Annotated in this window: 19 protein-coding genes; 7 read left to right on the top strand and 12 right to left on the bottom strand. The window is 63.6% G+C overall.

Annotated features, from left to right (window positions below; all coding sequences use genetic code 11):
• Positions 1 to 172: 172 nt before the first annotated feature.
• Genes AC0QC4_RS08645 through AC0QC4_RS08635 form a run of 3 tightly spaced genes read right to left on the bottom strand, consistent with a single transcriptional unit; the run spans position 173 to position 3,941 of the window.
• Positions 173 to 547 (bottom strand): YdbL family probable chaperone protein, encoded by a 375-nt coding sequence (locus AC0QC4_RS08645; protein WP_483659396.1) that lies wholly within the window; start codon positions 545 to 547, stop codon positions 173 to 175.
• Positions 548 to 555: 8 nt separating this feature from the next.
• Positions 556 to 771: a YnbE family lipoprotein gene (locus AC0QC4_RS08640; RefSeq protein WP_483659394.1), complete on the bottom strand. Its 216-nt coding sequence runs from the start codon at positions 769 to 771 to the stop codon at positions 556 to 558.
• A gap of 17 nt (positions 772 to 788) precedes the next feature.
• Complete coding sequence (locus tag AC0QC4_RS08635; protein ID WP_483659392.1) at positions 789 to 3,941, bottom strand: intermembrane phospholipid transport protein YdbH family protein; 3,153 nt, start codon at positions 3,939 to 3,941, stop codon at positions 789 to 791.
• A 110-nt stretch (positions 3,942 to 4,051) separates the two neighbouring features.
• Here AC0QC4_RS08635 and AC0QC4_RS08630 point away from each other — a divergent pair, with 110 nt between their 5' ends.
• From AC0QC4_RS08630 to AC0QC4_RS08620, 3 genes are all read left to right on the top strand, one after another.
• Positions 4,052 to 4,684, top strand: a complete 633-nt coding sequence (locus AC0QC4_RS08630) for a JAB domain-containing protein (protein WP_483659390.1) — start codon at positions 4,052 to 4,054, stop codon at positions 4,682 to 4,684.
• Positions 4,685 to 4,848: 164 nt separating this feature from the next.
• A complete protein-coding gene (locus AC0QC4_RS08625) occupies positions 4,849 to 6,045 on the top strand; it encodes a tyrosine-type recombinase/integrase (protein ID WP_483659388.1) in 1,197 nt (398 codons plus the stop codon).
• Between the two features lie 52 nt (positions 6,046 to 6,097).
• Positions 6,098 to 6,511 (top strand): thermonuclease family protein, encoded by a 414-nt coding sequence (locus AC0QC4_RS08620; protein WP_012115026.1) that lies wholly within the window; start codon positions 6,098 to 6,100, stop codon positions 6,509 to 6,511.
• Positions 6,512 to 6,529: 18 nt separating this feature from the next.
• On the opposite strand, the gene AC0QC4_RS08615 is transcribed toward AC0QC4_RS08620, so the two are convergent.
• The 9 genes from AC0QC4_RS08615 to AC0QC4_RS08575 all read right to left on the bottom strand — a co-directional run bounded on the left by AC0QC4_RS08615 (position 6,530) and on the right by AC0QC4_RS08575 (position 16,496).
• On the bottom strand, positions 6,530 to 7,426 hold the full coding sequence (locus AC0QC4_RS08615; protein WP_012115025.1) for a 3'-5' exonuclease: 897 nt from the start codon (positions 7,424 to 7,426) through the stop codon (positions 6,530 to 6,532).
• Positions 7,427 to 7,448: 22 nt separating this feature from the next.
• Positions 7,449 to 9,275: a UvrD-helicase domain-containing protein gene (locus AC0QC4_RS08610; protein ID WP_012115024.1), complete on the bottom strand. Its 1,827-nt coding sequence runs from the start codon at positions 9,273 to 9,275 to the stop codon at positions 7,449 to 7,451.
• A gap of 9 nt (positions 9,276 to 9,284) precedes the next feature.
• Positions 9,285 to 11,081: an ATP-dependent nuclease gene (locus tag AC0QC4_RS08605; protein ID WP_012115023.1), complete on the bottom strand. Its 1,797-nt coding sequence runs from the start codon at positions 11,079 to 11,081 to the stop codon at positions 9,285 to 9,287.
• Between the two features lie 12 nt (positions 11,082 to 11,093).
• Positions 11,094 to 12,110: a nucleotidyl transferase AbiEii/AbiGii toxin family protein gene (locus AC0QC4_RS08600; RefSeq protein WP_012115022.1), complete on the bottom strand. Its 1,017-nt coding sequence runs from the start codon at positions 12,108 to 12,110 to the stop codon at positions 11,094 to 11,096.
• Positions 12,103 to 12,696: a DUF6088 family protein gene (locus AC0QC4_RS08595; protein WP_041575670.1), complete on the bottom strand. Its 594-nt coding sequence runs from the start codon at positions 12,694 to 12,696 to the stop codon at positions 12,103 to 12,105. Before AC0QC4_RS08595 ends, AC0QC4_RS08600 begins: the two co-directional genes overlap by 8 nt.
• A gap of 278 nt (positions 12,697 to 12,974) precedes the next feature.
• Entirely contained in the window at positions 12,975 to 15,278 is a 2,304-nt protein-coding gene (locus tag AC0QC4_RS08590; protein WP_012115020.1) for a nitric-oxide reductase large subunit, read from the bottom strand.
• An 18-nt stretch (positions 15,279 to 15,296) separates the two neighbouring features.
• Positions 15,297 to 15,761 (bottom strand): membrane protein, encoded by a 465-nt coding sequence (locus tag AC0QC4_RS08585; protein ID WP_041575668.1) that lies wholly within the window; start codon positions 15,759 to 15,761, stop codon positions 15,297 to 15,299.
• Entirely contained in the window at positions 15,754 to 16,047 is a 294-nt protein-coding gene (locus AC0QC4_RS08580) for a TehB family protein (RefSeq protein WP_012115018.1), read from the bottom strand. Before AC0QC4_RS08580 ends, AC0QC4_RS08585 begins: the two co-directional genes overlap by 8 nt.
• On the bottom strand, positions 16,044 to 16,496 hold the full coding sequence (locus AC0QC4_RS08575) for a group III truncated hemoglobin (RefSeq protein WP_012115017.1): 453 nt from the start codon (positions 16,494 to 16,496) through the stop codon (positions 16,044 to 16,046). Before AC0QC4_RS08575 ends, AC0QC4_RS08580 begins: the two co-directional genes overlap by 4 nt.
• Positions 16,497 to 16,576: 80 nt before the next feature.
• Here AC0QC4_RS08575 and AC0QC4_RS08570 point away from each other — a divergent pair, with 80 nt between their 5' ends.
• The 4 genes from AC0QC4_RS08570 to AC0QC4_RS08555 all read left to right on the top strand — a co-directional run bounded on the left by AC0QC4_RS08570 (position 16,577) and on the right by AC0QC4_RS08555 (position 20,669).
• Positions 16,577 to 17,026 (top strand): RrF2 family transcriptional regulator, encoded by a 450-nt coding sequence (locus tag AC0QC4_RS08570; protein WP_012115016.1) that lies wholly within the window; start codon positions 16,577 to 16,579, stop codon positions 17,024 to 17,026.
• A 166-nt stretch (positions 17,027 to 17,192) separates the two neighbouring features.
• The gene (locus tag AC0QC4_RS08565) at positions 17,193 to 18,614 is read left to right on the top strand and encodes an IS1182 family transposase (RefSeq protein ID WP_012115015.1); all 1,422 of its coding nucleotides are present in this window, start codon (positions 17,193 to 17,195) and stop codon (positions 18,612 to 18,614) included.
• Between the two features lie 157 nt (positions 18,615 to 18,771).
• Positions 18,772 to 19,722 (top strand): ArdC family protein, encoded by a 951-nt coding sequence (locus AC0QC4_RS08560; RefSeq protein ID WP_483659382.1) that lies wholly within the window; start codon positions 18,772 to 18,774, stop codon positions 19,720 to 19,722.
• On the top strand, positions 19,722 to 20,669 hold the full coding sequence (locus AC0QC4_RS08555; protein WP_012115011.1) for a hypothetical protein: 948 nt from the start codon (positions 19,722 to 19,724) through the stop codon (positions 20,667 to 20,669). Before AC0QC4_RS08560 ends, AC0QC4_RS08555 begins: the two co-directional genes overlap by 1 nt.
• Positions 20,670 to 20,818 lie beyond the last annotated feature (149 nt).

The raw sequence follows: 20,818 nt of genomic DNA, 5'->3' as shown, positions 1-20,818 counted from the left end.
GTTTGGGTGCCTCGTCCCCTGGAGCTGCCCTCCGCGCCCATACCTCCGTTGCTTGGCCCGCGATCCAGGGCCAAGTGTCTTCGAACATGGGCCAGAGAGAGCCTTGCCCCGTGTCAAGCACGGGGCGACGAGAGGCGGTTAGTCTGATGCAGCGAACTGCGCGTCAGAGGATCTAGACGCAGCGTGCGTCGCGGATCGGTGCAGCGGCCGTGCGGGTCTGCCATGCGCCGCTGGGGGTCATGTATTTTTCGCCCGGCACGGTGCGCAGGATGAGGTTGCAGCCGGTGGTAAACGCGAACTGTTCGACAGTCGAGCCGGTGAGCGCGGCCTGCCGGGTATATTCCTCCCGCCGGCGGATGTTGATGTCATCCACCAGCGCCTGCAGCGTTGCGTTGCCGGGGGTAACCACGGCGAGATAGCCGTCAGGCTTTTCCCCGACCGTCCCCGCCGCGCGCGCGGCCGCATAGGCGGGGTCACGCTGGGCAAGCGCAGGGGCGCCGATCAGCAATGCGCCGATCAGGGCGGCCGAAGCGAAAGAGCGAGCCATGCGGGTCATCAAAAAATCTCCGTATTCTGTTCGATCAGCTCCTTGGCGGCGCTGTCGAGGCGAACGACGATTTCCTGCCGGATATTGATCGTCAGCACGATTTCGATCGGCTTGTCGGGGGCAGTGACATTGATGCACCCCGAAGTCGCCAGCAGGGCGGCACCCGCCAAGGCGAGCCGACCGGCCTCCTTAAAACCGTTTCTGTCCGACCGTTTGCCGGTCATCGTTCCCATGCCACGCATTATCGCTGATCCTCGCTTTCGCTGGGCTGAACGGGTGGTGGCCCCGTTTCGGCCGACTGTCTTGCTGCCTGCGCTGCCGCCTGCGCATCGCGCTCGGCCCGCAGCAGGGAGTCCAGATTCTGGTCGATGAAGTCGGCGGGATCATAAAGCCCGCGCGCCGATGTGAGCAACTGCCGGAAGGGCGCGTTGATGCGGATGCGGAAGATGAAGGGCAGCCTGGCAATGGCTCGGGTGAAGAAATTGCGCTCCGCACCCTCGCCCTGGGCCAATCCGCTGAAATCGACCTCGGTCAGCATCTCGCCATCGATATTGCCGTTCAGCCGGATGACCAGACTGTCGTAGCGCAGCGATTTGAGCGCGCCATAGGCGAGATTGGCCATGGTCCCGAGATCGCGGTTGCTGAGCTCCCCGACATAGGCGATCGTTCCGCCGCCTTCGCGCGACACGAGCGATCCTCCGACAACACGGCCGCCGTTGGCATCGAAAATCGTCGGCACCACCCCGTCGAAGATGCCGGTCGCGGCGATGTTGTCGAACTCGTAGCGCTGCAGGAACAGCGCGGCGTCGACATTGGACACGTCGAAGGTCAGCCGACGCGGGCGGTCTGCACTGAAATCGAGCAGTGCCGGTTGCAGCAGCAAGCGACCGCCGGAAAATGGCCAGATCCCCTGCTCTATGCGCACGCGCCGTTCGGGCAGCAACTGATAATAGACCCGCCCGTCGCGCACCTCGATGCCGGGATTGACCGAGCCGAGCAGCACTTCCTGCCCCGGAGGGGTGGTCAGCGCCAGCAGATCGTCGAAACGGATCGTGCCCGAAAGGCGCTCGACCGGACCGAAAGCGGCAGCGAGATCGAGCCGGTCGGTCGAGAAGCGCCCTTCGCTGACCAAGCCGTCCGGAGACCAGCGCAGGCTGCCGGCACCATCGACGCGGCCTTCGACGTTGGCGACCACGCCCAGCGCGAGCGGGCTGACATCGACCGGCTGCAGCCCGTCCCGGGCAAAGGCGATGTCCGGCACCGTGAAACGCGCATTGCCAGTGCCGGTGGCAAACCGATGGTCGATCGAAAGGTCGACCACAGGGGTGCGGCTGACCGATTCGAGCAACCGCCCGTCGGCACGCACCACGCCATCGGCAAAGCGCACCATGATCGACTCGCCGATCAACCGCTTGAACCGGTCTTCGGCCGCGGCATCGTCGACCGCCAGGCTGGTTTCGAGTGTCAGGGCATTGTCCGCGAACGACCAGCGGCCGTTGGCCCCGCTGAGGTCGAACGGCACCGGCCCGATGCGTCCGCTGGCATCCCGCAGTTCGCCCGTCAGTCCGTTCGCGCCGCTGCGCCCGGTCAGCGCCGCCGCGACGAGGCGCGTGGCCGATTCGCCGCTGCCGATGCTGGTGTCGATATCGCGCAGGGCGAAGCCCGTGCCCGAAAGGTCGATGGTCGCGCCGGAACTGGCCAGCCGCAACGGGCTGCTGCCGCTGCGTCCGGTGAGCGCGAAGGCCGGCGCTGTGATGCCTCCGGACAGCCTGCCGCCCGACCATGCCAGCATCGGGCCACCGCCCTGCCCGCACAGCCGCAGCGCAGCGGGATCGAGCATGGTGCCGCCGATCGCGACCGCCTGCCAGCGCAGGGTCTGGCAGTCGCCAGCGATGCGCACGTCGCCGTTGGCGCCCAGCGCGCCCGACAGCGGCAGCGACACCCGATCGACCCGGCCGCCAGCGAGCGGGCCGGACAAAGTGACGTCGGTGGAGAAGCGCATGACGCCGTCCGCCGCCGCACGGAAGGCGAGCGGCCCGACATCGAGCGTTGCGCCGCCCGCCGTATAGGGCGCGAATTGTGCGCGGCCCTGCATCAGCCTGCCGCCGCCAGACCGGGCCAGTGCCACCGTCCCTTCGGGCCAGCCGCCGCCACCGACGTCGGCGGTGCCCGACACGGCCAGCCCGTCCTGCGCGTTCCAGCGGATCGCCCGATCACCCGCCAGACGCGCACGGGCGCCCGAGGCGGCGACGAAGCGCAGCGAATCGGCGGCGATGGTCAGCGCATCGAGGCTGCGGCCGGCCAGGGTGACGTTGCCATTCACAGCAAAGTCGCGACCCGCGGCGCGCGACGCAGCCGCGAATTTGCGGGCGAGTGGGCCGAGCGGGGTCGAATCGTCCAGCGCCGCGAGCCGGGCGAGCTGGCGGTCGGCGCCGCTGCCAAGCTCTCCGCCGGCCAGCGCGAAGCGGCCATCCGCAGTCAATGCGCCGGACGCCAGTCGCTTGCCGCGCCCATCGAAGGAGACGCGGGCCGCCCTGACCCACGGTTGCGCGAGTTGCGTTGCGGCCAGTTGCCAGTCGGCATCGAGAACGCCATCGACTGCCCCGCCGAGCGCCAATGTGCCGGTCAGGCCTTCCGCTGCAACGCCCGCGACGGTGCCGCTGCCGCCGCGCACGCCAAGGCGGGTACGAATCGTCGAGAGGTCCGCGTTGGTGCTGGCGTCGAGACCCAATCTGAGATCGGTAAGGGCTATGTCGCCGCGCGCGCACCGCAGTCCGGCGAGCCCGATCGGGCCGCGCAGAGCCGGCGCCCCATCGGATATCTGCACCTCCAGCCCGCCGCTGGCCGCGCTGGCGCGGCAGCCGCCGGCCTCCAGCGCAGGTGCGGCGAGACCGACATGGCCGGAAAAGCCGTCGCGCAGGTGACCCCGGCCGACGGCGCCGAGCGCGACCCGGCCCCACGGCGTTGCCACCCGTGCCGTGGCGTCGTCGATGTCGAGGGCGATGTCTGGCAGGCTGAAGGGGGTGCCGTCGGGCTCGGGCAGCAGCTTGTCGAGCTGGCCCAGCGACAGCCTATCGCCCGTCCAGCGCGCGTTGAGCCGGACGCCCCGCGCCCGCACGGCGGTGACATAGGGGCCGGTCCAGCCTACCCCCATCTTTACATCCACCGCGTCGGCGACGAGATCGGGATTGGCCGGATCGCCGATGACGATGTTGCGCAGCCTCTGCTCGCGCACCCCGATTGAGTCGATGCGGTAGCGCGCCTCGACACCGGCTTCGCGCAGGGCGGAATCGACATAGCGCGCGGTAATCGCCTCGCGGTTGAGCCACGCGACCGTGGCCACGGCGGCAACCGATCCGCCGACCAGCAAAGGGAGGATTACGCGCTTACGCATGGTGTCGATGCATGTCCTGTCACTATGGCGATGAACAGACTCTGTCGAGCAACGATGGTTGCGCAAAAATCTGAACTGCATCTGCCGGGCGGCATGCTAGGCTTCATCGCATGAGCAGCGCGAAACCCGTGAAGCCGACCGCCGAGGTCGATGACAGGGCCGGGCACCGCAGCCGGCTGCGCGACCGCCTCCTCGGCGTCGGCGGGGAGGCACTGGCCGACTATGAGATTGTCGAATTCCTGCTGATGCTGGCGCGTCCGCGCGTCGACACCAAGCCGGTGGCCAAGGCGCTGCTGCGCGAATTCGGGGGCATCGGCCCGTTGCTCGAGGCCGACATCGAGACATTGCGGCGCTTCCCGGAGATGGGGGATAGCAGCATCGCCGCGCTCAAGCTGGTCAAGGAAGCGGTGCAGCGCACGCTGTACGGTGAAATTGCCGAGCGGCCGGTGCTCGGGAGCTGGCAGGGTCTGCTCGATTATCTGCGTGGCGACATGGCGTTCCGCATCAACGAGTGCGTCCATGTCCTCCACCTCGACAACAAGAACCGGCTGATCCGCGACGAGATCGTCAGCGAGGGGACCATCGACGAAGCGGCGATCCATGTCCGCGAGGTGGTTCGCCGCGCGCTCGATTTCGGCTCGGCGGCGATCATCCTCGCCCACAACCATCCCACTTGGCCTTTTCGATCACGTTCAATCACGCCACATCACCTTGAAACACAAGAGCTTTTAGGCTTGTCGTAGAGTCGGTCATTGTGGCATATTGGGGTCGGTTTTAAGGGGATCAAGGCCCTTTTTGACCCCAGTCGCCGACCCCACGAACCCGTCGAGCGACCCCAGTTGGAAGCCGACGGAGAACCCCAGTGCCAAGCCTTACAGATGGAGAAATTCGCCGAGCCCTGAAGCAGGTGGAAACGACCGGCAAGCAGCTCAGCCTTGTCGATGGCGAGGGTCACGGAACCGGCCGGCTGGTCCTCGTGATGAAGCCTATGCCTACCCGTGTGACCGCAGACTGGATGGCGCAGCAATGGCGCGATGAGAAGCGCCTCAAGAAGAAGCTCGGCTCGTATCCCTCGATGCCCCTCAGCAAGGCCCGCGAGATATTCAACCGCGACTTCGCGGAGCTGATCCAGAAAGGCCGTAGCATCAAGGTTGCCGGCGACACGCGACCGGGAACCGTCGCCGACCTCTTCGAGGCGTATGTCGCCTACCTCAAGGAGGGCGGGAAGTCGTCCTGGAAGGAGGCGGAAAAGGGCCTCAACAAGATCGCCGATACGCTCGGACGCAACCGCCCGGCCCGCGACATCGAACCGGATGAGATCACGGCGATCATCCGGCCCATCTATGAACGCGGCAAGCGTTCAATGGCCGATCATGTGCGCAGCTACATTCGATCTGCCTTTAGCTGGGGCCTGAAATCCGAGCACGATTATCGCTCCACCGCTGCGCGCCGCTTCCGGCTGACCTACAACCCCGCTGCGGGCATACCGACGGAACCCAAGACGATCGGAACGCGCTGGTTGAGCGAGGAAGAGTTCGTTCGACTCTATCGCTGGCTCGAATGCCCCGACACGCCGGTTCATCCTTCCTATGCCCGCGCCGTCCAGATCATCATGCTGACTGGCCAGAGGGTCGAGGAAATCGCCCGTCTCCATGTCGATCAATGGGATGCCAAGGAACGGATCATCGACTGGACCAAGACCAAAAACCTTCAGCCGCACGCTGTTCCGGTGCCCTTGTTGGCCGCGGAACTGATCGAGTCGATTATCCCGAACGAACACGGCTGGTTCTTCCCCTCCGCCAAAGACCCGTCAAAGCCCGTCAGCCACGGCACACTCTACAGCTTTATCTGGCGCCAGCGGGATCGCGGCGTGATCCCCCATGCGACCAACCGCGACCTCCGTCGCACCTTCAAAACCTTGGCTGGCAAGGCGGGAGTCCCGAAGGAGATCCGCGACCGTCTCCAGAACCACGCCTTGCAGGATGTCAGCTCGAAGCACTACGACCGCTGGAACTACATGGTTGAGAAGCGTGCCGGCATGGCGAAGTGGGACAAGTTCGTCCGAGCCATGCTCGCCAAGAAGCGCATGAAAGCGGCGGCATGAGCCTCCGGCGCCTATAAAGAGGAAGTGAGAAACGACTATAATCGGCCTGGCGTTGCTGGCGACGCTGACCACGGCGACCGCGGCCAAGGCCGATCCCTGCAAGGCCATTCCCGACCGCGGCCCGATGCCGTCCTATCTCCACCGGGGCGCACACTTCTCCGGTCCCGTGGTCTATGTCGGCGACGGCGACTCGCTGTGCGTGGCCGTGGGCCAAGGGCCAGCCAACTGGGTGGAGATCCGGCTGGAAGATTTCTACGCGCCCGAACTCCACTCCCCCACCGGCCCTGCTGCCAAGGCCGCGCTGGAAAGACTTGCCATGGGTCGGAACGCGGAGTGCGTCGCCAACCATAAGTCCTACGACCGTGTAGTCGGCACCTGCCGGATCGGCGGACGCTCCATCGGGGATTTATTGAAGGCGGCCGGAAACGTCGAGGGCGGCAACGGATACGACCAGCGCAAGAGTTAGCCCGACCCTTGGTGGCGCTTAGATGCGATCTGAAAACCGATCATAGGCATCGATCCGCCGGACGGGGGGATCGACCTCATACCGATAGATCTCCGTGCTCAAGAACCGCACCTCGGCCTCGCGTTGGGCTTCGGGAACGTCGATATACCAAGCGCGGGGATGCGGGCCGGGATCGCCGTTCCAGCGGTATCCCCGCGCCTTGAGAACATCCTTGAGGTCGAAGGGCGAGTTCTCCGCCCAGATGCGCCAGGAGACAGTACGAGCACCATCCAGAAGGCGGCTAAGGCCCGTAACACCAGATCGGGGCAGCTGCATCGCCAACAGCTCGATCGTCGCAAGACAGTCGTGCATCGCGCGGTGGCGGTCATAGAAGAAGCCGGCCGCCTGAGCGAGATAGGCGAGCTTCGCGCCCTGAAATCCTTCCGCCGCCCAGTCGATCTGGCTGAGCGAGCATGCCCACGGCTTCGTCGAGAACACGTCACTGAATCGTTCAAAGAAGCGGCGGTCGAACGCCGCGTTGTGCGCGATGAAGAGTGAAGCCGGCGCCGCGAATGTGGCCACCACGGCGGGATCAATGATCTGGCCGGCCACCATCTCGTTGGTGATGCCCGTGATCGCGGTGATTTCCGGGAGGATAGGCTCGCTCGGCTGACGCAGCCCTTGGAAGCTGTCGCCCACGCTGAAAATGGTGCCATCCAAGCCGTAGCTGAATGGCGTCATGGCGAGTTCTATGATCTCGTCACGCTGGGGATCTAGCCCCGTGGTCTCGACATCCACCACCATGCCGAGTCGGACGGGCGTTGCGGGAGACGGCATATTGGATGGACGCGGCTTAAGACGCCGGATGACGCGATAATCCCCGGTAGCCTCTAGCGTCTGCGCCATGGACTCCAGATGATCAGAAGATGTCGTCATCCTTCATACCCAGAGGCTTGAGTCATGCCGGTACGGGTCTGAGCAAAACACAGACATCATCCCTTGGTGTCATGATCGTCGTGCGTGCCTTTGCGCGCGTGATGCTGACCCGAAAATTCTGACGCGCCTGAGTCATCACCCCGTCGTGGACATTGCCGAAGACGATCCGGTCAGGATTGGCCACGATTTCGCCCTTGAACCGTTTTGGCCATCCTTCAAAGATCACAACCTCGTCGAACTGCTTTCCCTTCGCCTTGTGCATGTTCATCACCACGACGCCGGATTCAGGCTTGTGGGCTGTTGCGAAATGCTCCTGAACAAACGACTGGCGGGTGATCGCAAGGGCGTTGCTATAGCGGCCGACGTCACGCCAGTCCTGCGCCAACCCCTGACGGAGCTGCGTACCGCGCTCAAGCAGACGCACGTTACGGACGTCCTTTGCGACATCCTTCAGTCGCTCACAGGCCCCAGTATCCAGAACGTCGCGCACCGAGACCCAATCTGCATCCGGATCACCTGTGAATGTCAGTGCGGCAGTTGCCTGGTGCACGGCAAAGGTTCCTTGCAAGACGCTGTTACCAGGCGTTGTTCGTCCTTTCGCTAGACATTCGTTCCACTTGGACAGCGCCTTCCGGAACCGCGCAGCCTCGTCCATGTCGCCCTTGGTCGGCGCCGTGCCTCCTCGACCGTGAAAATAGCTGCACATCAACTCGACAAATTCGTCGAAACTTCCGTCATGCCCGCACTTTTGGAGCAGGAAAGCAATGATCTCTGCGGCGAGGATCGGGCCTTCCATATCAACTGCTGCTGAGTGAGAAATCGACGGAACATTACCGAATGGCTCGCGCAGGATGTCAGACACCATCCGCGTCATTTTCTTGGTCGGCACGAGAATGGCCAACGACCAGTCACGCCGGCCAGACTCAACCAAGCGCTTCCGGGCTTGCAACACCTGGCCAACCAGTGAAGCATAAGCTTGGTTGGGGTTCGACGCGAACGGCGCGTAGCCGATACCCTGGTATTCCTTCTGCCGAAAATTGCCGGTCAGGATGTCGTTGCCGAATAGGGCAATCTCCGTCCCCTTGCTCCGATGGTTGTCACCGGCAAGGTCGTGGACCGTCGGCGCGAAATCGGCCTTGAAGTGGTTCAGCCTTTCCGGATCGGCGCCGATGAAATCGAATATGCGCTGCTCCGGGTCGGCAAGAGCGATCAACGTGCTGTTGGCGCCGAGGGCTTGGACCACTCGCCATTGATCGGCGCTGGTGTCCTGAAACTCGTCCAGGGTAATGTACGGATACATCGTAGAGACGAGCGCTCGAACCTTATCTGAGCCATGAAGCAGGGTCGCCACGCGGTCTGCGAAGAGGTCGAAGCAGACCTTCCCTTCTTCGGTCGCCAGCCGGACACGCTCCGCTTCCTCCTTCGCGCGCTTCTCAGCCTTTTCCTCGTCCGACAGATTTTTGGCCGCCTTGTAGCCGCTTCGAACCGCCGACAATGCAATCGCCTCATTCGGAGGCGTGAGGATCGTCATCCGTCGTGGAAAGCCGACAAGGTAGCCGTGCGTTTTAAGGATGCGCCAGAAGAACGAATGGTAGGTATCGACCTCGATCCGTTGCCTCTCCTCTCGCGTGATTGCGCTTTCTTCGTCGATTGCCTCCAGCACGCGCGAAACGGTTGCACGCGCGAAGCTGAGGAAAAGGATGCGCTGTCCTGGCTTCAATTCCTCCCGCGCGATCTTGGCCGCTTTGAGGATAGAGACGGTAGTCTTCCCCGAACCGGGACCGCCGGTGACGAGTTGATGCCCGACAGCTTGTAGAATTTCCTTCTGCGCTTCTGTTAGGTCGACCACAGTAATCGCCTATCCTAACAGGTCAGCAAAATCGTCTTCGGGTTCGGGCTCGGCTGGCTGTAGAGGCGGATCACACAGTGCCTTCAGGGTGACGCAGGCATCCCGTAGCCACTGCGGGATCTCAGCTTCGGAACACTGTGCCAAGAACTCAGCGATTCCCCAATTGCCTTTCGACCAGCTGAAATAGGCCCCGAGCGCGGCAGCAGCTTGAGCTTTTGGGTCGGGGTATTTCGCGAGCAGATGCTGTGGCCAATCGAGCTGATCGGCAAACCGCTCCAGGGCCGCTTGGGTGGTGTTCTTGAGGATCAGATCCTCAATACCCTTCTCGTCGTGCATGAACAGGCGTTCCACCTGGGCTTCTATGGCCACCTTGGCGGCATCCGTCTGCTTGTCGCATAACGCAAAGGTCCGTTTCCCAAGACTTTTGTACAGCGCTCCAAGGTCGGCGATCTGGGTCTCGCTTCCGGCGTCGATCACGCAGACGCCCAAGGCTTCCAAAGACGCATAAGCAGCCGGGTTGAGCTCGGCCAGTCGCCGCGCGACGACCGGGAAGGAGGTCGCCTCCGTAGCGCCTTCGGCGATGAGAACTCGGCGCGAAAGAAGCCCCTCGCAAAATCGGGTTCGGAAATCCTGCCGATAACGCTTGTGCTTGATGCTCTCAGGCAACTCGATTTTGGATTGGCTCAGTTGGCCATTGTCCGATCGCGAGAGGATGACGGTTTCGTCGAGGCTGAATTCTTCGAGCACATACGGCGAGTGCGACGTGAAGATCGACTGCGCCGACAGCTTGCGAAGCTCATGGACAATCCGCTTCTGCGCGTATGGCGGAATCGCCGTTTCGGCTTCCTCCATCGCAAAAATGACGTTCTGCTTGTCCTCGGCGATCTGTGACAGCATCGCGAGCACCAACATGTTGATCGTCCCTGTTCCCTGCCGAAAGAAGGGAGCGGCATGATCGCCCGCACCCGTGGCGATGAACGCGGTGATGACCTTGCGCAAATGCTCGCGCGTCAGGTTCGACACCTTTAGGTGCGGCTTCACTCCCCATTCGCGCGGGACGTATTTCTTCAGCGACTTGTCGATGCTCTCGAGCACGCCTGAGATGCCAATGGACGGGTCGCTCGCGACATCGAAGGCTGCGAGCGTTCCGATCGTCCCTTCCCACATCTGCGGCCGGATTTCCTTCAGCCGGAGGATGATGTCCAGCAGGCTGCCGTGTTCCAAGCTGAGCGCCCGAGATCCTGTCCTCAACGACCGCAGGAAAAGAAATCCGCAGTGCTGCTTGTCCTTCTTCGAGAACGATGCAGGTGTCTCATCCTCTGAAAGGCTGCGCGTGAAATAGCTGTTGCCGACGAAGTCATCCTCATCGGGATCGTATTGGCCGACGAATGTGACGCGCAGCGCCGCCTTGATCTCGGCAGCATCGACCCCAGCCGGGTTGGCCTCCTGATAGAAGTCTCCGGTAGTAGTATTCAGCCACTCGACGTTGGCTCCAAATCGTGCCTCCTGCTCCGGCGACAGATTGGTGATCGTCACCTCGACCGTGATTTTCGGCGCGGGGCCGGGCTCCGCGCCCTCGGGAGCATCGGGGTTTGGGCTAGGAAGATAGCGCCCCTGATAGAAATCATGCTCATCCACGGGGGGTCGCCGGCTCAGCCGGTCCGGCCCCAAGGCGAGATCGATCGCTTCGAATACCGACGATTTGCCGGTATTGTTGTCGCCGATCAGTACGGCGTGATCAGGCAGCACCAGTTTGGCCGACTGGATGCCGCGAAAATTTTCGATCCCTACCGAGAATATCTTCAACGCCGCCCCCCTTTAGGCCCCCATTCGGTTAGCCCGCGCAGCTATATCTGTACATCGCGCCATGAGCGCTTCGAACGGCTCGGCGTCATCGAAGAGCAGCCCATCCTCGACCATGCGGGCATAGTCGTCCTCCAACGCCTTTGCGCCATCGCCGACCGGCACGAGCTGCAAGCCGCCGTTGACGGCCGCTGCATAGTCGATCGGCGTGCGGTCGGCGGCCTTCTCCGCGAAGAACATCGCCTTATGCCGGGCGACAGCGTTGGCCAGTTCGCGATCGGCGAAAGCGGCGTTCGCGAAGCCGGTTTCATCCAGCCGGACAACATCGTGCCAGTGTCTTGCGAAGCGGTCGCCGCGTAGCCGTTCCTGGAGGCAGAAGACATGGATGGCGGTCGCCTTCTCCCAGAACGTCCGCTCCGCGTGCATGACGCGCGGCCGCGCCGTCGGGAATATCAGCCCGTCGATCAGGCCGGCCGCATCGCAGACGACGTCGCGCCCGCTCGCCGGTTCACCCGTCGAGCGGGCGCCGAACTCCAGCATGACGCTGGGCGCGACATAGCCGGACCCGGCTGCGGTCGCCTCATAGTCGATAAAGAGCCTCTCATCCTCGACGCGAATGACCGCAGCCAGACCTTCGGCGGCCAGCGCGTTCGCGATCACGGGCTGCACGGCCTCCGCGACCCAGACCGGCAACCGCCGGCGGACCTCGCTGGACCAGCGCTTTTCCTCGCTCCGGGTTTTCGGCAGGCCCTCACCATTGTCCCCGACCAGATCGGGCGCGATCGCCCGAATGTCGTAGGTCAGATCCACATCCTCCGAAAACCGGCGGATGACCTGATAGGCTTTCGACAGCGACGTGCCGCCCTTGAACACCAGATGTTCACCGAGCGGCGCGGCGTAGAGGGTCGCCAGCGCCCACACCACCCACACATCCTTCTCGAGAAGATGGGTCGGACGGCCCGAGCGGTCGGCGGCGACGCCCAACGCATCGCGCCGATCCTCGGCCGAAAGCTGGAGGAAGACGTCAGCCATACGCCACCCTTCCCACGCTCTGCGCGAGCCACGTCGGAAGCTGCGGCGCGGCGGCGACCAGTTCGCCGAACACGCCGGGCGGCATCTTCCGCTTCAATGTCGTGAGCGCGGCCTCCGCCCTTTCGGGGCCGAGCCAGGCCAGCGCCCGCACGGCCTCCCCCGCCGGGCGGTTGGCCAGGGCCAGTTGCCAGCGAGGCGCGTGCCGCAATTCCACGACCTGCTTGCCAAGGTGCATCTTTCGGCTGCGCCCGGAGGTCAGATAGACCGAGCGGACAGGCACCTGCGTCGTCAAGCCAAGGGCGTTCGCCGCGGCAGCGCCGTTCGAGACGATGATCTCCCCCTTTTGGGTCGCAAGGGCCTCGACAGCCTGCTCGACCGAAGGTGCGCGCGTGCCGAACCGGCTGGCGATGGGACGCAGATAGACGCCACGACCGGCGCGGATGAGCTGCCCGCGCTCCGACAGGCGCGACAATGCCTGATCCACGGCCGCCCGGTTTCCGAGGTGGAGCAGGCCCTTGGCGGACACGGGGACGCCTTCGGGCAGTCCCGTCGCATGTGCCAGAATCTGTTCGGTCAGCCGTGTCATCATCTTTCTCCTGTCGGAAATATACGCGAGTTTCTGACAGTTTTCAAGGGAACCCGGATAGGGGAAAGCCTTCCCCTGCGGCCGAGCCAGGGTCTCGGCCGACCCCTTCTGCGGGGAGAACCCCCAGGCTGTGCTAAAACCCACGGATCAGGCAAGCCTGTCCGGCGATCCTGAAGCCGTTTCACGGACAAATGGCGTTGGCCGGGAGCGACCAACGCCCGAAATTAGCCGGCCGTCCGTTGAAAACCGGGGTACAGCCGGGAAGCGGAGTGGCGGATCTAAAGCGCCGGCTTTGGAATGGCCGCCGTTTCTGGAGTCGGCTTCCTGCCGTGCATGAACGCCTGAACCATGAACCATGCGAACGCGAAAACGCCGAGAGCGAACACGACATCGCCGGGCACCCTTGCCCAAACCAGCGCCTGCATGATCGGGCTATGGATGAACTCCGCTGAGCGCGCATAGGCATAGCCGTGCTCGATGCTGGCGTAGGTCTGCAGGATGCCCTGCGGGAGCAGCGACAGGAAAGTCATCATGCCAAGGCCGATATTGAGCGACCAGAAGGAGATCCTGATCCATTTTTGGTTCCACCGCGTGACGTCGGTCAGTCCACGCATGCAATAGAGCGTCAGCCCCAGGCCGAGCATGCCATAGACGCCGAACAGCGCGGCGTGGCCATGGTTCGCCGTCGTGTTCAGCCCCTGCATGTAATAGAGCGCGATCGGCGGATTGATGAGGAAGCCGAACAGCCCGGCGCCGACCAGATTCCAGAACAGGACGGCGGCGAAGAACATAAACGGCCAGTGATAGATCCGTTCCCACTCGGCCTCATGCTCGACCTTGTGCCGCGTATAGGCTTCGAAGCCGACAACCAGCAGCGGCACCACTTCGAGCGCCGAGATCATCGCGCCGACCGCAATCACCGACGTTGGCGTGCCGCTGAAATACAGGTGATGGAAGGTCCCGAGCACCCCGCCGAACAGGAAGATGATCGTCGCGAACAACACCATCACGGTGGCGGTGGAGGTTCGCAGGATGCCCATCTGGACGAACAGCAGCGAGATGATGGCCGTGGCGAAGACTTCGAAAATACCCTCGACCCACAAATGCACCACCCACCAGCGCCAATATTCCATGATGGCGATGTTCGTATGCTGGCCCCACATCAGCCCCGCGCCGTAGAGCAGCCCGATGGCGAGCGCTGACACCAGCACGAGATAGATGAGGGACTTTCCGCCTTCCCGTCGCAGCACGGGCCAGAGCGCGCGCACCACCAGCGCCACCCAGAGGAACAGGCCAATCAGGAGGTAGATCTGCCAGAAGCGGCCGAGATCGACATATTCATAGCCCTGATGACCGAACCAGAAATTCGCCGTCAGACTGGTGAAGAAGCGGTGGACGGCCGCCCATTGCCCGGCAAAGGAGCCGATGACGATGACCAGAAGGCTGACGAACAGAAAGTTGACGCCGAGCCGCTGGAACTTGGGGTCGCGTCCCCCGAGCATCGGCGCGACATAGAGCCCGGTCGCCAGCCATGCCGTGGCGATCCACAGCACCGCGAGTTGCGTGTGCCATGTGCGGGTGATCGTGTAGGGAAGATATTCTGCAAAAGGCAGGCCATAGAGCCCTTGTCCCTCGACCGCATAATGAGCGGTGACAATGCCCAGCAGCACCTGCCCCACGAACAACGCGCAGACGACCCAGAAATATTTCGCGGTAGCCCGCATCGACGGTGTGATGACGGCCTGTCCCAGAAGATCAGAGGTCGCCATGCCGCCCTCGGGCAGGATGTCGCCGCGCCAGACGTCGAACTGCTTGGCGTAATAGGCGATGAGTGCGCCTGCCGCCGCAAGCAGCAGGATGACCGACGCAAGGCTCCACAACAATGTACCGGTGGTTGGGCTATTGCCCACCAGGGGTTCGTGCGGCCAGTTGCTGGTATAAGTGATGTTCTGGCCCGGACGATCGGTGGTCGCCCCCCAGGCCGTCCAGAAATAGAAGGCGGTAAGCTGCCGGGCTTCCGCGGCCGACAGCTCGCCATAGACCGGGAAGGCATAGTCGCGGCGGAGCTTTAGCGAGGCAGGATCGCCGCCATCGTACAGGCTTACGAAATGCTGCTGTACCTGCCGGATCGCGCGCGCGCGGGTGTCGCTGACCGTGATGACGCCGGATGCAGGGTCGTAGGTGTTCCTACGCATCTCCTCCTGCAGCCCGGCCCTTCGCATAGCCTCCGCCTGCGTCGCGGACACGCCTGGGAGAGGTTGCGAGGCCGACAGGGCGAGCAATGCCTCCGCCTCGCGGTGCAGCCAGTCGGCGCTCCAGTCGGGCGCCAGATAGCTGCCATGGCCCCAGATCGAGCCCTGTTCCATGCCGCCGATCGACTGCCAGATATTCTGGCCGGTCTCGATGTCCGCGCGCGTGAACAATGTCTCGCCGCTTTGGGATTTCACCGCTTCGGGAATGGGCGGCGCCTGCTGGTAGATCTGCTGGCCCAGCAACAGTAGGATTCCGAACATGACCACCATGCCGACCGACAGGATGATCCACAGCCTTTTGATGCTGAATGTCGTTTGATAGCTCTTCATGCCCCAAACCCCCTCCGTTCAGAATAGTCCGTGACTACCGCCTACCGCGCCCAAAATTGTTATGATGCTGACGGCAAGTAATAACTGATGCAGCCGGATCATTCGAGCGAAATCCGCCTCTGGTGACTGTGTATTGGCGAGGCGGCGATGGAGATGCAGCGGCTCGATGACGAGCAACATCAGCGCAAACACGGTCCAGAGTGCGACCATCAGGTGCATCCACCAGAACCGGCCGTCGAGGAAGCGGCTCCACAGATCGGCGCGCGCCACCAGCCACAGGCCACTTGCGCCGGCAAGCAGAACCCACAGGCGTGCCTGCCAGGCAAAGCGCGCCTCCATCTGCTGAAAACGGCGCAAGCGATCCTGCGGCAGTTCCGTTGCCTTAAGCGTCGGCATCAGCACCCAGGTGACGAAACCGACGCCGCCTATCCAGAACAGGACCGCGACGACATGCACCGTGCGAGCAAGGGCGAAGTCATCCACGGTCCGCGTCTTCGACAAGCTCTGGGCGTTCCCGGTAGAACTCGACCTGCATCGTCATGGGGCCGAGCGGAACGACATGATGGGTTGCTTGCGGCGGGATGATCGCGGGCCTGTCGGGCGTCACGAGCTGCTCGCTCGGCGGATCGACGAAAACGAGCCGCACTTCGCCCTCCAGCATCCGCAGGAGGCCCCAGGTGCCTGCTTTGGTGCGATGATCGTTGCGCAGCGCGTCGGGTAGGCTTTGCTCATCGAAGATCGGCGATGCGCCGTAGGGGACCGGTGTCACGACGCGGCCCTCGCGGAAATGGCGGCCAGGCCGCCGCGGTCGATCTTGATGCCGGTCAGCAAGCTCTCGCCAATGCGCAGTGCCGCTTCGCGAAACCGATCCGCGACCGCAGCGTTCGGCGCGATCCGAGCAAGCGTCTGGTCCCAGAGCGACTGCCAGCGCGCGAAATGCGCCTCATCAAGCTCGCCGATCGCGATATGCTTGCGCATCGGATTGCCGCTGAACCGACCGGATTCGAGCATGATCGAGGCCCAGAAATCCTTCATCCGCGTCAGATGATGCGGCCAGTCGCCGATGCGCTCCGCAAAGATCGGGCCGAGCGTGTCGTCCTGGCGGACGGTGTCGTAGAAACTCTCCACAAGCTGCGAAATAAACGCATCATCGATCCCGCAGGCGAGCGCATCCGCCATCTTGCGTGCCCGCGCTTGCTCGGCATGGTTCGACGTCATTGCCTGCCTCGACTCGATTAAGATGTGTGCATGGTTTACGCGCCTTGGCGGATAAAACCAATATATGATATGCATCTTTTATGAGATTGTCCGTCCAGACCGACTATGCCCTTCGCACATTGATGTTCCTGGCCGTGAAGGACGGCCATCATTCGATCGCCGAGATCGCACACGCTTATGGCATCTCGAAGAACCATCTGATGAAAGTGGCGCAGCGACTGGCCGCGGAGGGATTTGTCGAGGGTGTGCGGGGCCGGAGCGGGGGCCTCAAGCTGGCGCGGCCCGCCAATGCCCTGAACGTCGGTTCGATCATGCGCATCATGGAAGACACCGGGACATTCGTCGAATGCTTCGACGCGGCGACCAACAGCTGCGTCGTGACGCCCGCATGCGGCTTGCGCCATGCCTTGGCAGGCGCGCTGGAAGCTTTCGCGCGACACCTCGATCAGTTCACCATCGCCGATCTCGTACCGGATTCCAAAAGCTACGGGTGGCAGCTCGACGCGCAAGCGGCCACTGCTTCGACGTAACGGAGAACCCGGCGATTCTGACCTCATCCTTCTCGGAAGCCCGCAACATCTGTAATGAGTTATTACGCCGCCTAGCGCAGATGTTCAAAGCCAAGAACAAGCTTTTACTAATGAACCTGTCAGTGTAGAATCCAATTATCTTCCCATCTTCCGCGCCGGGGTGTGCATGAGTTTTATTGAGGGACTCGCGCGAGATCAGGTCAACCTGCTTCCTCCTTGTGTTGATGACTATGTTTCCCCGGACGCATTGGTCCGAGTCGTCGATGCTTTTGTTACCAGCTTGAACTTGGCTGAGCTTGGCTTCGGTCGCGCTATCGCTGCGGTCACCGGCCGCCCTGGATACCATCCAGGCGATATGCTCCGGCTGTACATCTGGGGCTACCTCAACCAGGTACGGTCCTCACGCCAATTGGAACGAGCGTGTGTCCGCGACCTCGAAGCGCTTTGGCTAATGCGCCGGCTCGCCCCGGATTACCGAACGATCGCCTCCTTTCGTCATGACAATCCGGAAGCCATTGTCGGCGCCAGCGCTGCATTCATCCAGTTCTGCCGCGAAACCGGCTTGATCAGCGGTCGATTGGTCGCGCTGGACGGGACGAAGATGCGCGCGGTCGCGAGCCCAAAGAACATCGCTGGCGCCGACCGGCTGGCCCGTGACGTTGCGCACACCGAAAAGGAGATCGCCTACTACCTTGAACGGCTCGACATCATAGATGAGGCAGTGGCCCAGGGGTTCGACGATCAGCCCAAACATCGGGAGGCGTTCACCACTGCGATGGAGACCCTCGGGCGCCGCAAAGACAGGCTCGTGCGCCGGCAGGACATCCTGAAGGATCGCGACGAGACGGCTTTGGTCTTTGGCGAGTCCGACGCGCGGCCGATGGGCTATGGACGTTCTCCCAAGACACCCTGCTACAACATGCAAAGCGTGGTCGATGTAGATAGCGGCCTGATCATACATCACGACGTGACCAACGAGGCAAACGACAGCCAGCTCCTGCATCCAATGTCGATGGCGACGATGGAGGTGCTTGAGGTTGACGAGCTCAAAGTCCTGGCCGACGGCGGTTACTCCAACGCCCAGGCGGTCGCGCAATGCGAGCGCGACCATATTGAGGTCGCGGCGCCGATCAAACGCGGCGCCATGAGCACCGACTTTTTCCGGCCAGCGCAGTTCGTGTATGATGAGGAGACCGACACAATCCGGTGCCCCGCCGGCAAGACGTTGAGACCATCCGGCAAACATACCCGCAACCGTGCGATCCGATATAGAACGCCCGCATGCAAAGACTGTCGGCTGAAGAGCCGATGCACGTCCGGCGCCCAACGGACCATCCATCGGTTGTTCGATCAGGCGGCGCTGGATCGTATGGAGGCCAGAATCTACGCGGATCCGAGCTTGATGGTGACCCGCCGATGTACTGTAGAGCACCCCTTCGGCACGATTAAACGGATGTCCGGCGGCGGAAGGTTCCTCACGCGAGGTCTCAGAGCGGTAAAGGCCGAAGCGGCTCTCTCGATTGTCGCCTTCAACATCCTCCATGCAGTAAATGCCTTCGGTGCCGAGCGACTGACGCCAGCGGGGTGAGACGCGCGTCGCGGTGCTGGCGGCGGCGGATTAGACGAATGAGTTTTTGCACAGCCTGCCCCGCAACGCCCCCTGGAGAGTGAGAGTGCGGACGGGGTTTCCGTGACGGGTTGAGGGCTGGAGAAGAGGTCTCCGGCGCCCGTCGCGGAGAACCGCGATGTTCAGGAACGACCGCAACGGGCGTGCCGGCTCCGGCCGGACGAACCTTTACGACGACATCACCAGCAAGATCATCGCCGAGCTGGAGGCGGGCCGCTTCCCCTGGGTCCAGCCCTGGGGATCGGCCTCGGTCAAGGCGCCCCTCGCCATGCCGAGAAACGCCGCGACCGGGCGGCACTATTCGGGGATCAACGTGCTGATCCTCTGGGGCGCGGTGATCCAGCACGGCTTTCCCGGCCAGAGCTGGCTCACCTTCCGCCAGGCCCTGTCGCTTGGCGGCAATGTCCGCCGCGGCGAACACGGCACCACCGTCGTCTATGCCGACCGTTTCACGCCGGAGGACGAGAAGCGCCGCGCCCGCGAGACCGGCGAGGAAGCCGCCGCGATCCCGTTCCTCAAGCGCTTCACGGTGTTCAACGCGGCGCAATGCGACGGACTGCCGGAGGATGTCGCCATTGTGGCCCCACCGCCTCCGCCCGGCCTCATCGAGCCACGGGTCGAGACCCTAATCCGGGCGACCGGCATCGACTTCCGCATCGGCGGCGACCGCGCCTTCTATGTGCCGGCGCACGACTTTGTGCAGGTGCCGCCGCCCCAGGCATATTTCGAGCCGATCAACTGGCACCGCACGGCCCTGCACGAGTTGGGGCACGCGACCGGCCATGCCTCCCGGCTCGGCCGTGACCTCACCGGCGGCTTCGGCTCGAAGAAATACGCCTTCGAGGAGCTGGTCGCCGAGATCAACGCCGCTTTCTGCTGCGCTTCGCTCGGCATCACGCCCACCGTCCGACATGCCGACTACATCGGCTCCTGGCTCGAAGTGCTGCGCGAGGACAATCGCGCCATCGTGCGCGCCGCGTCCCAGGCCAGCAGGGCGGCCGACTGGCTGCTTGGCTTCCTGCCGGACGCCGACGTCGGCATGGCCGACGACGAACGGGAGGCGGCGTGATGAACGCCCCCGTCTTCCCCGCACTGGCGCCATCCCCCGAACAGCAGGCGTCCATCCGCCTGCGTGTTCTCAGCCTGGGCGCCGGCGTCCAGTCCACCACGCTCGCCCTGATGGCCGCGCATGGCGAGATCGGCCCCATACCGGATTGCGCGATCTTCGCCGATACCGGCTGGGAGCCGAGGGCCGTCTATGAGCATCTCGCCTGGCTGCGATCGCCCAACGTCCTGCCCTTCCCGGTCCATATCGTCTCGGCCGGAGACCTGCGCGCCGACCTTCTCGCCGGCGCGCGCGGCGAGCGATGGGCCTCGATCCCGGCCTTCACCCGCACCGTGACGCCGGCAGGCGCGGAGCTGCCCGTCTATGATGAGGACGAGAACGGTGATCTCGTCGCCATCGGCTCCCGCATCGTGCCGACCGAACGGGTCGGAGTCGGCATGATCCGCCGCCAATGCACCGGCGACTACAAGATCGCGCCAATCCGCCGGAAGGTCCGCGAGCTGCTCGGCATCGCCGGCCGGCGCTCGCCAAAGGCTCCCATCGCCGAACAGTGGATCGGGATCTCGCTCGACGAGGTGCTACGCATGAAGCCTTCGTTCGAGCCGTGGCAGATCAACCGCTGGCCGCTCATCGAGCAAGGCATGACCCGTCTGGATTGCCTGCGCTGGCTGGATCGGCACGATTACCCCCTGCCACCCAAGAGCGCCTGCATCGGTTGCCCGTTCCATTCTGACGATCACTGGCGGCGGATGCGAGACCGCGATCCCGAGGCTTGGGCCGACGCCGTATCGGTCGACGCCGCCATTCGCACCGGATTCCGGGGGATTCGTGGTGACGTCTATCTCCACCGTTCCGCGGTGCCGCTCGACCAGGTCGACCTGTCGACCGATGGCGATCGCGGCCAGCTCGATCTCTGGCCCAACGAGTGCGAGGGCCTGTGCGGCGTGTGATGATCCTGAAAACCGGAAAGGCGGAGAGGCGGGCTTCCGGCTTCACGCTTTTCCGCCCGCCCGGCGCGGCCCTCCTGAGAGTGAGAGGGCTGCGCTTCGCTTCGTGACGGGTCGGAGGTCGAGAGAGAGGCTCTCGGCCGCCCGTCGCG

Source organism: Sphingomonas sp. jy18, from assembly GCF_056931895.1.
This window is presented reverse-complemented; position numbering and strand designations above follow the sequence as displayed.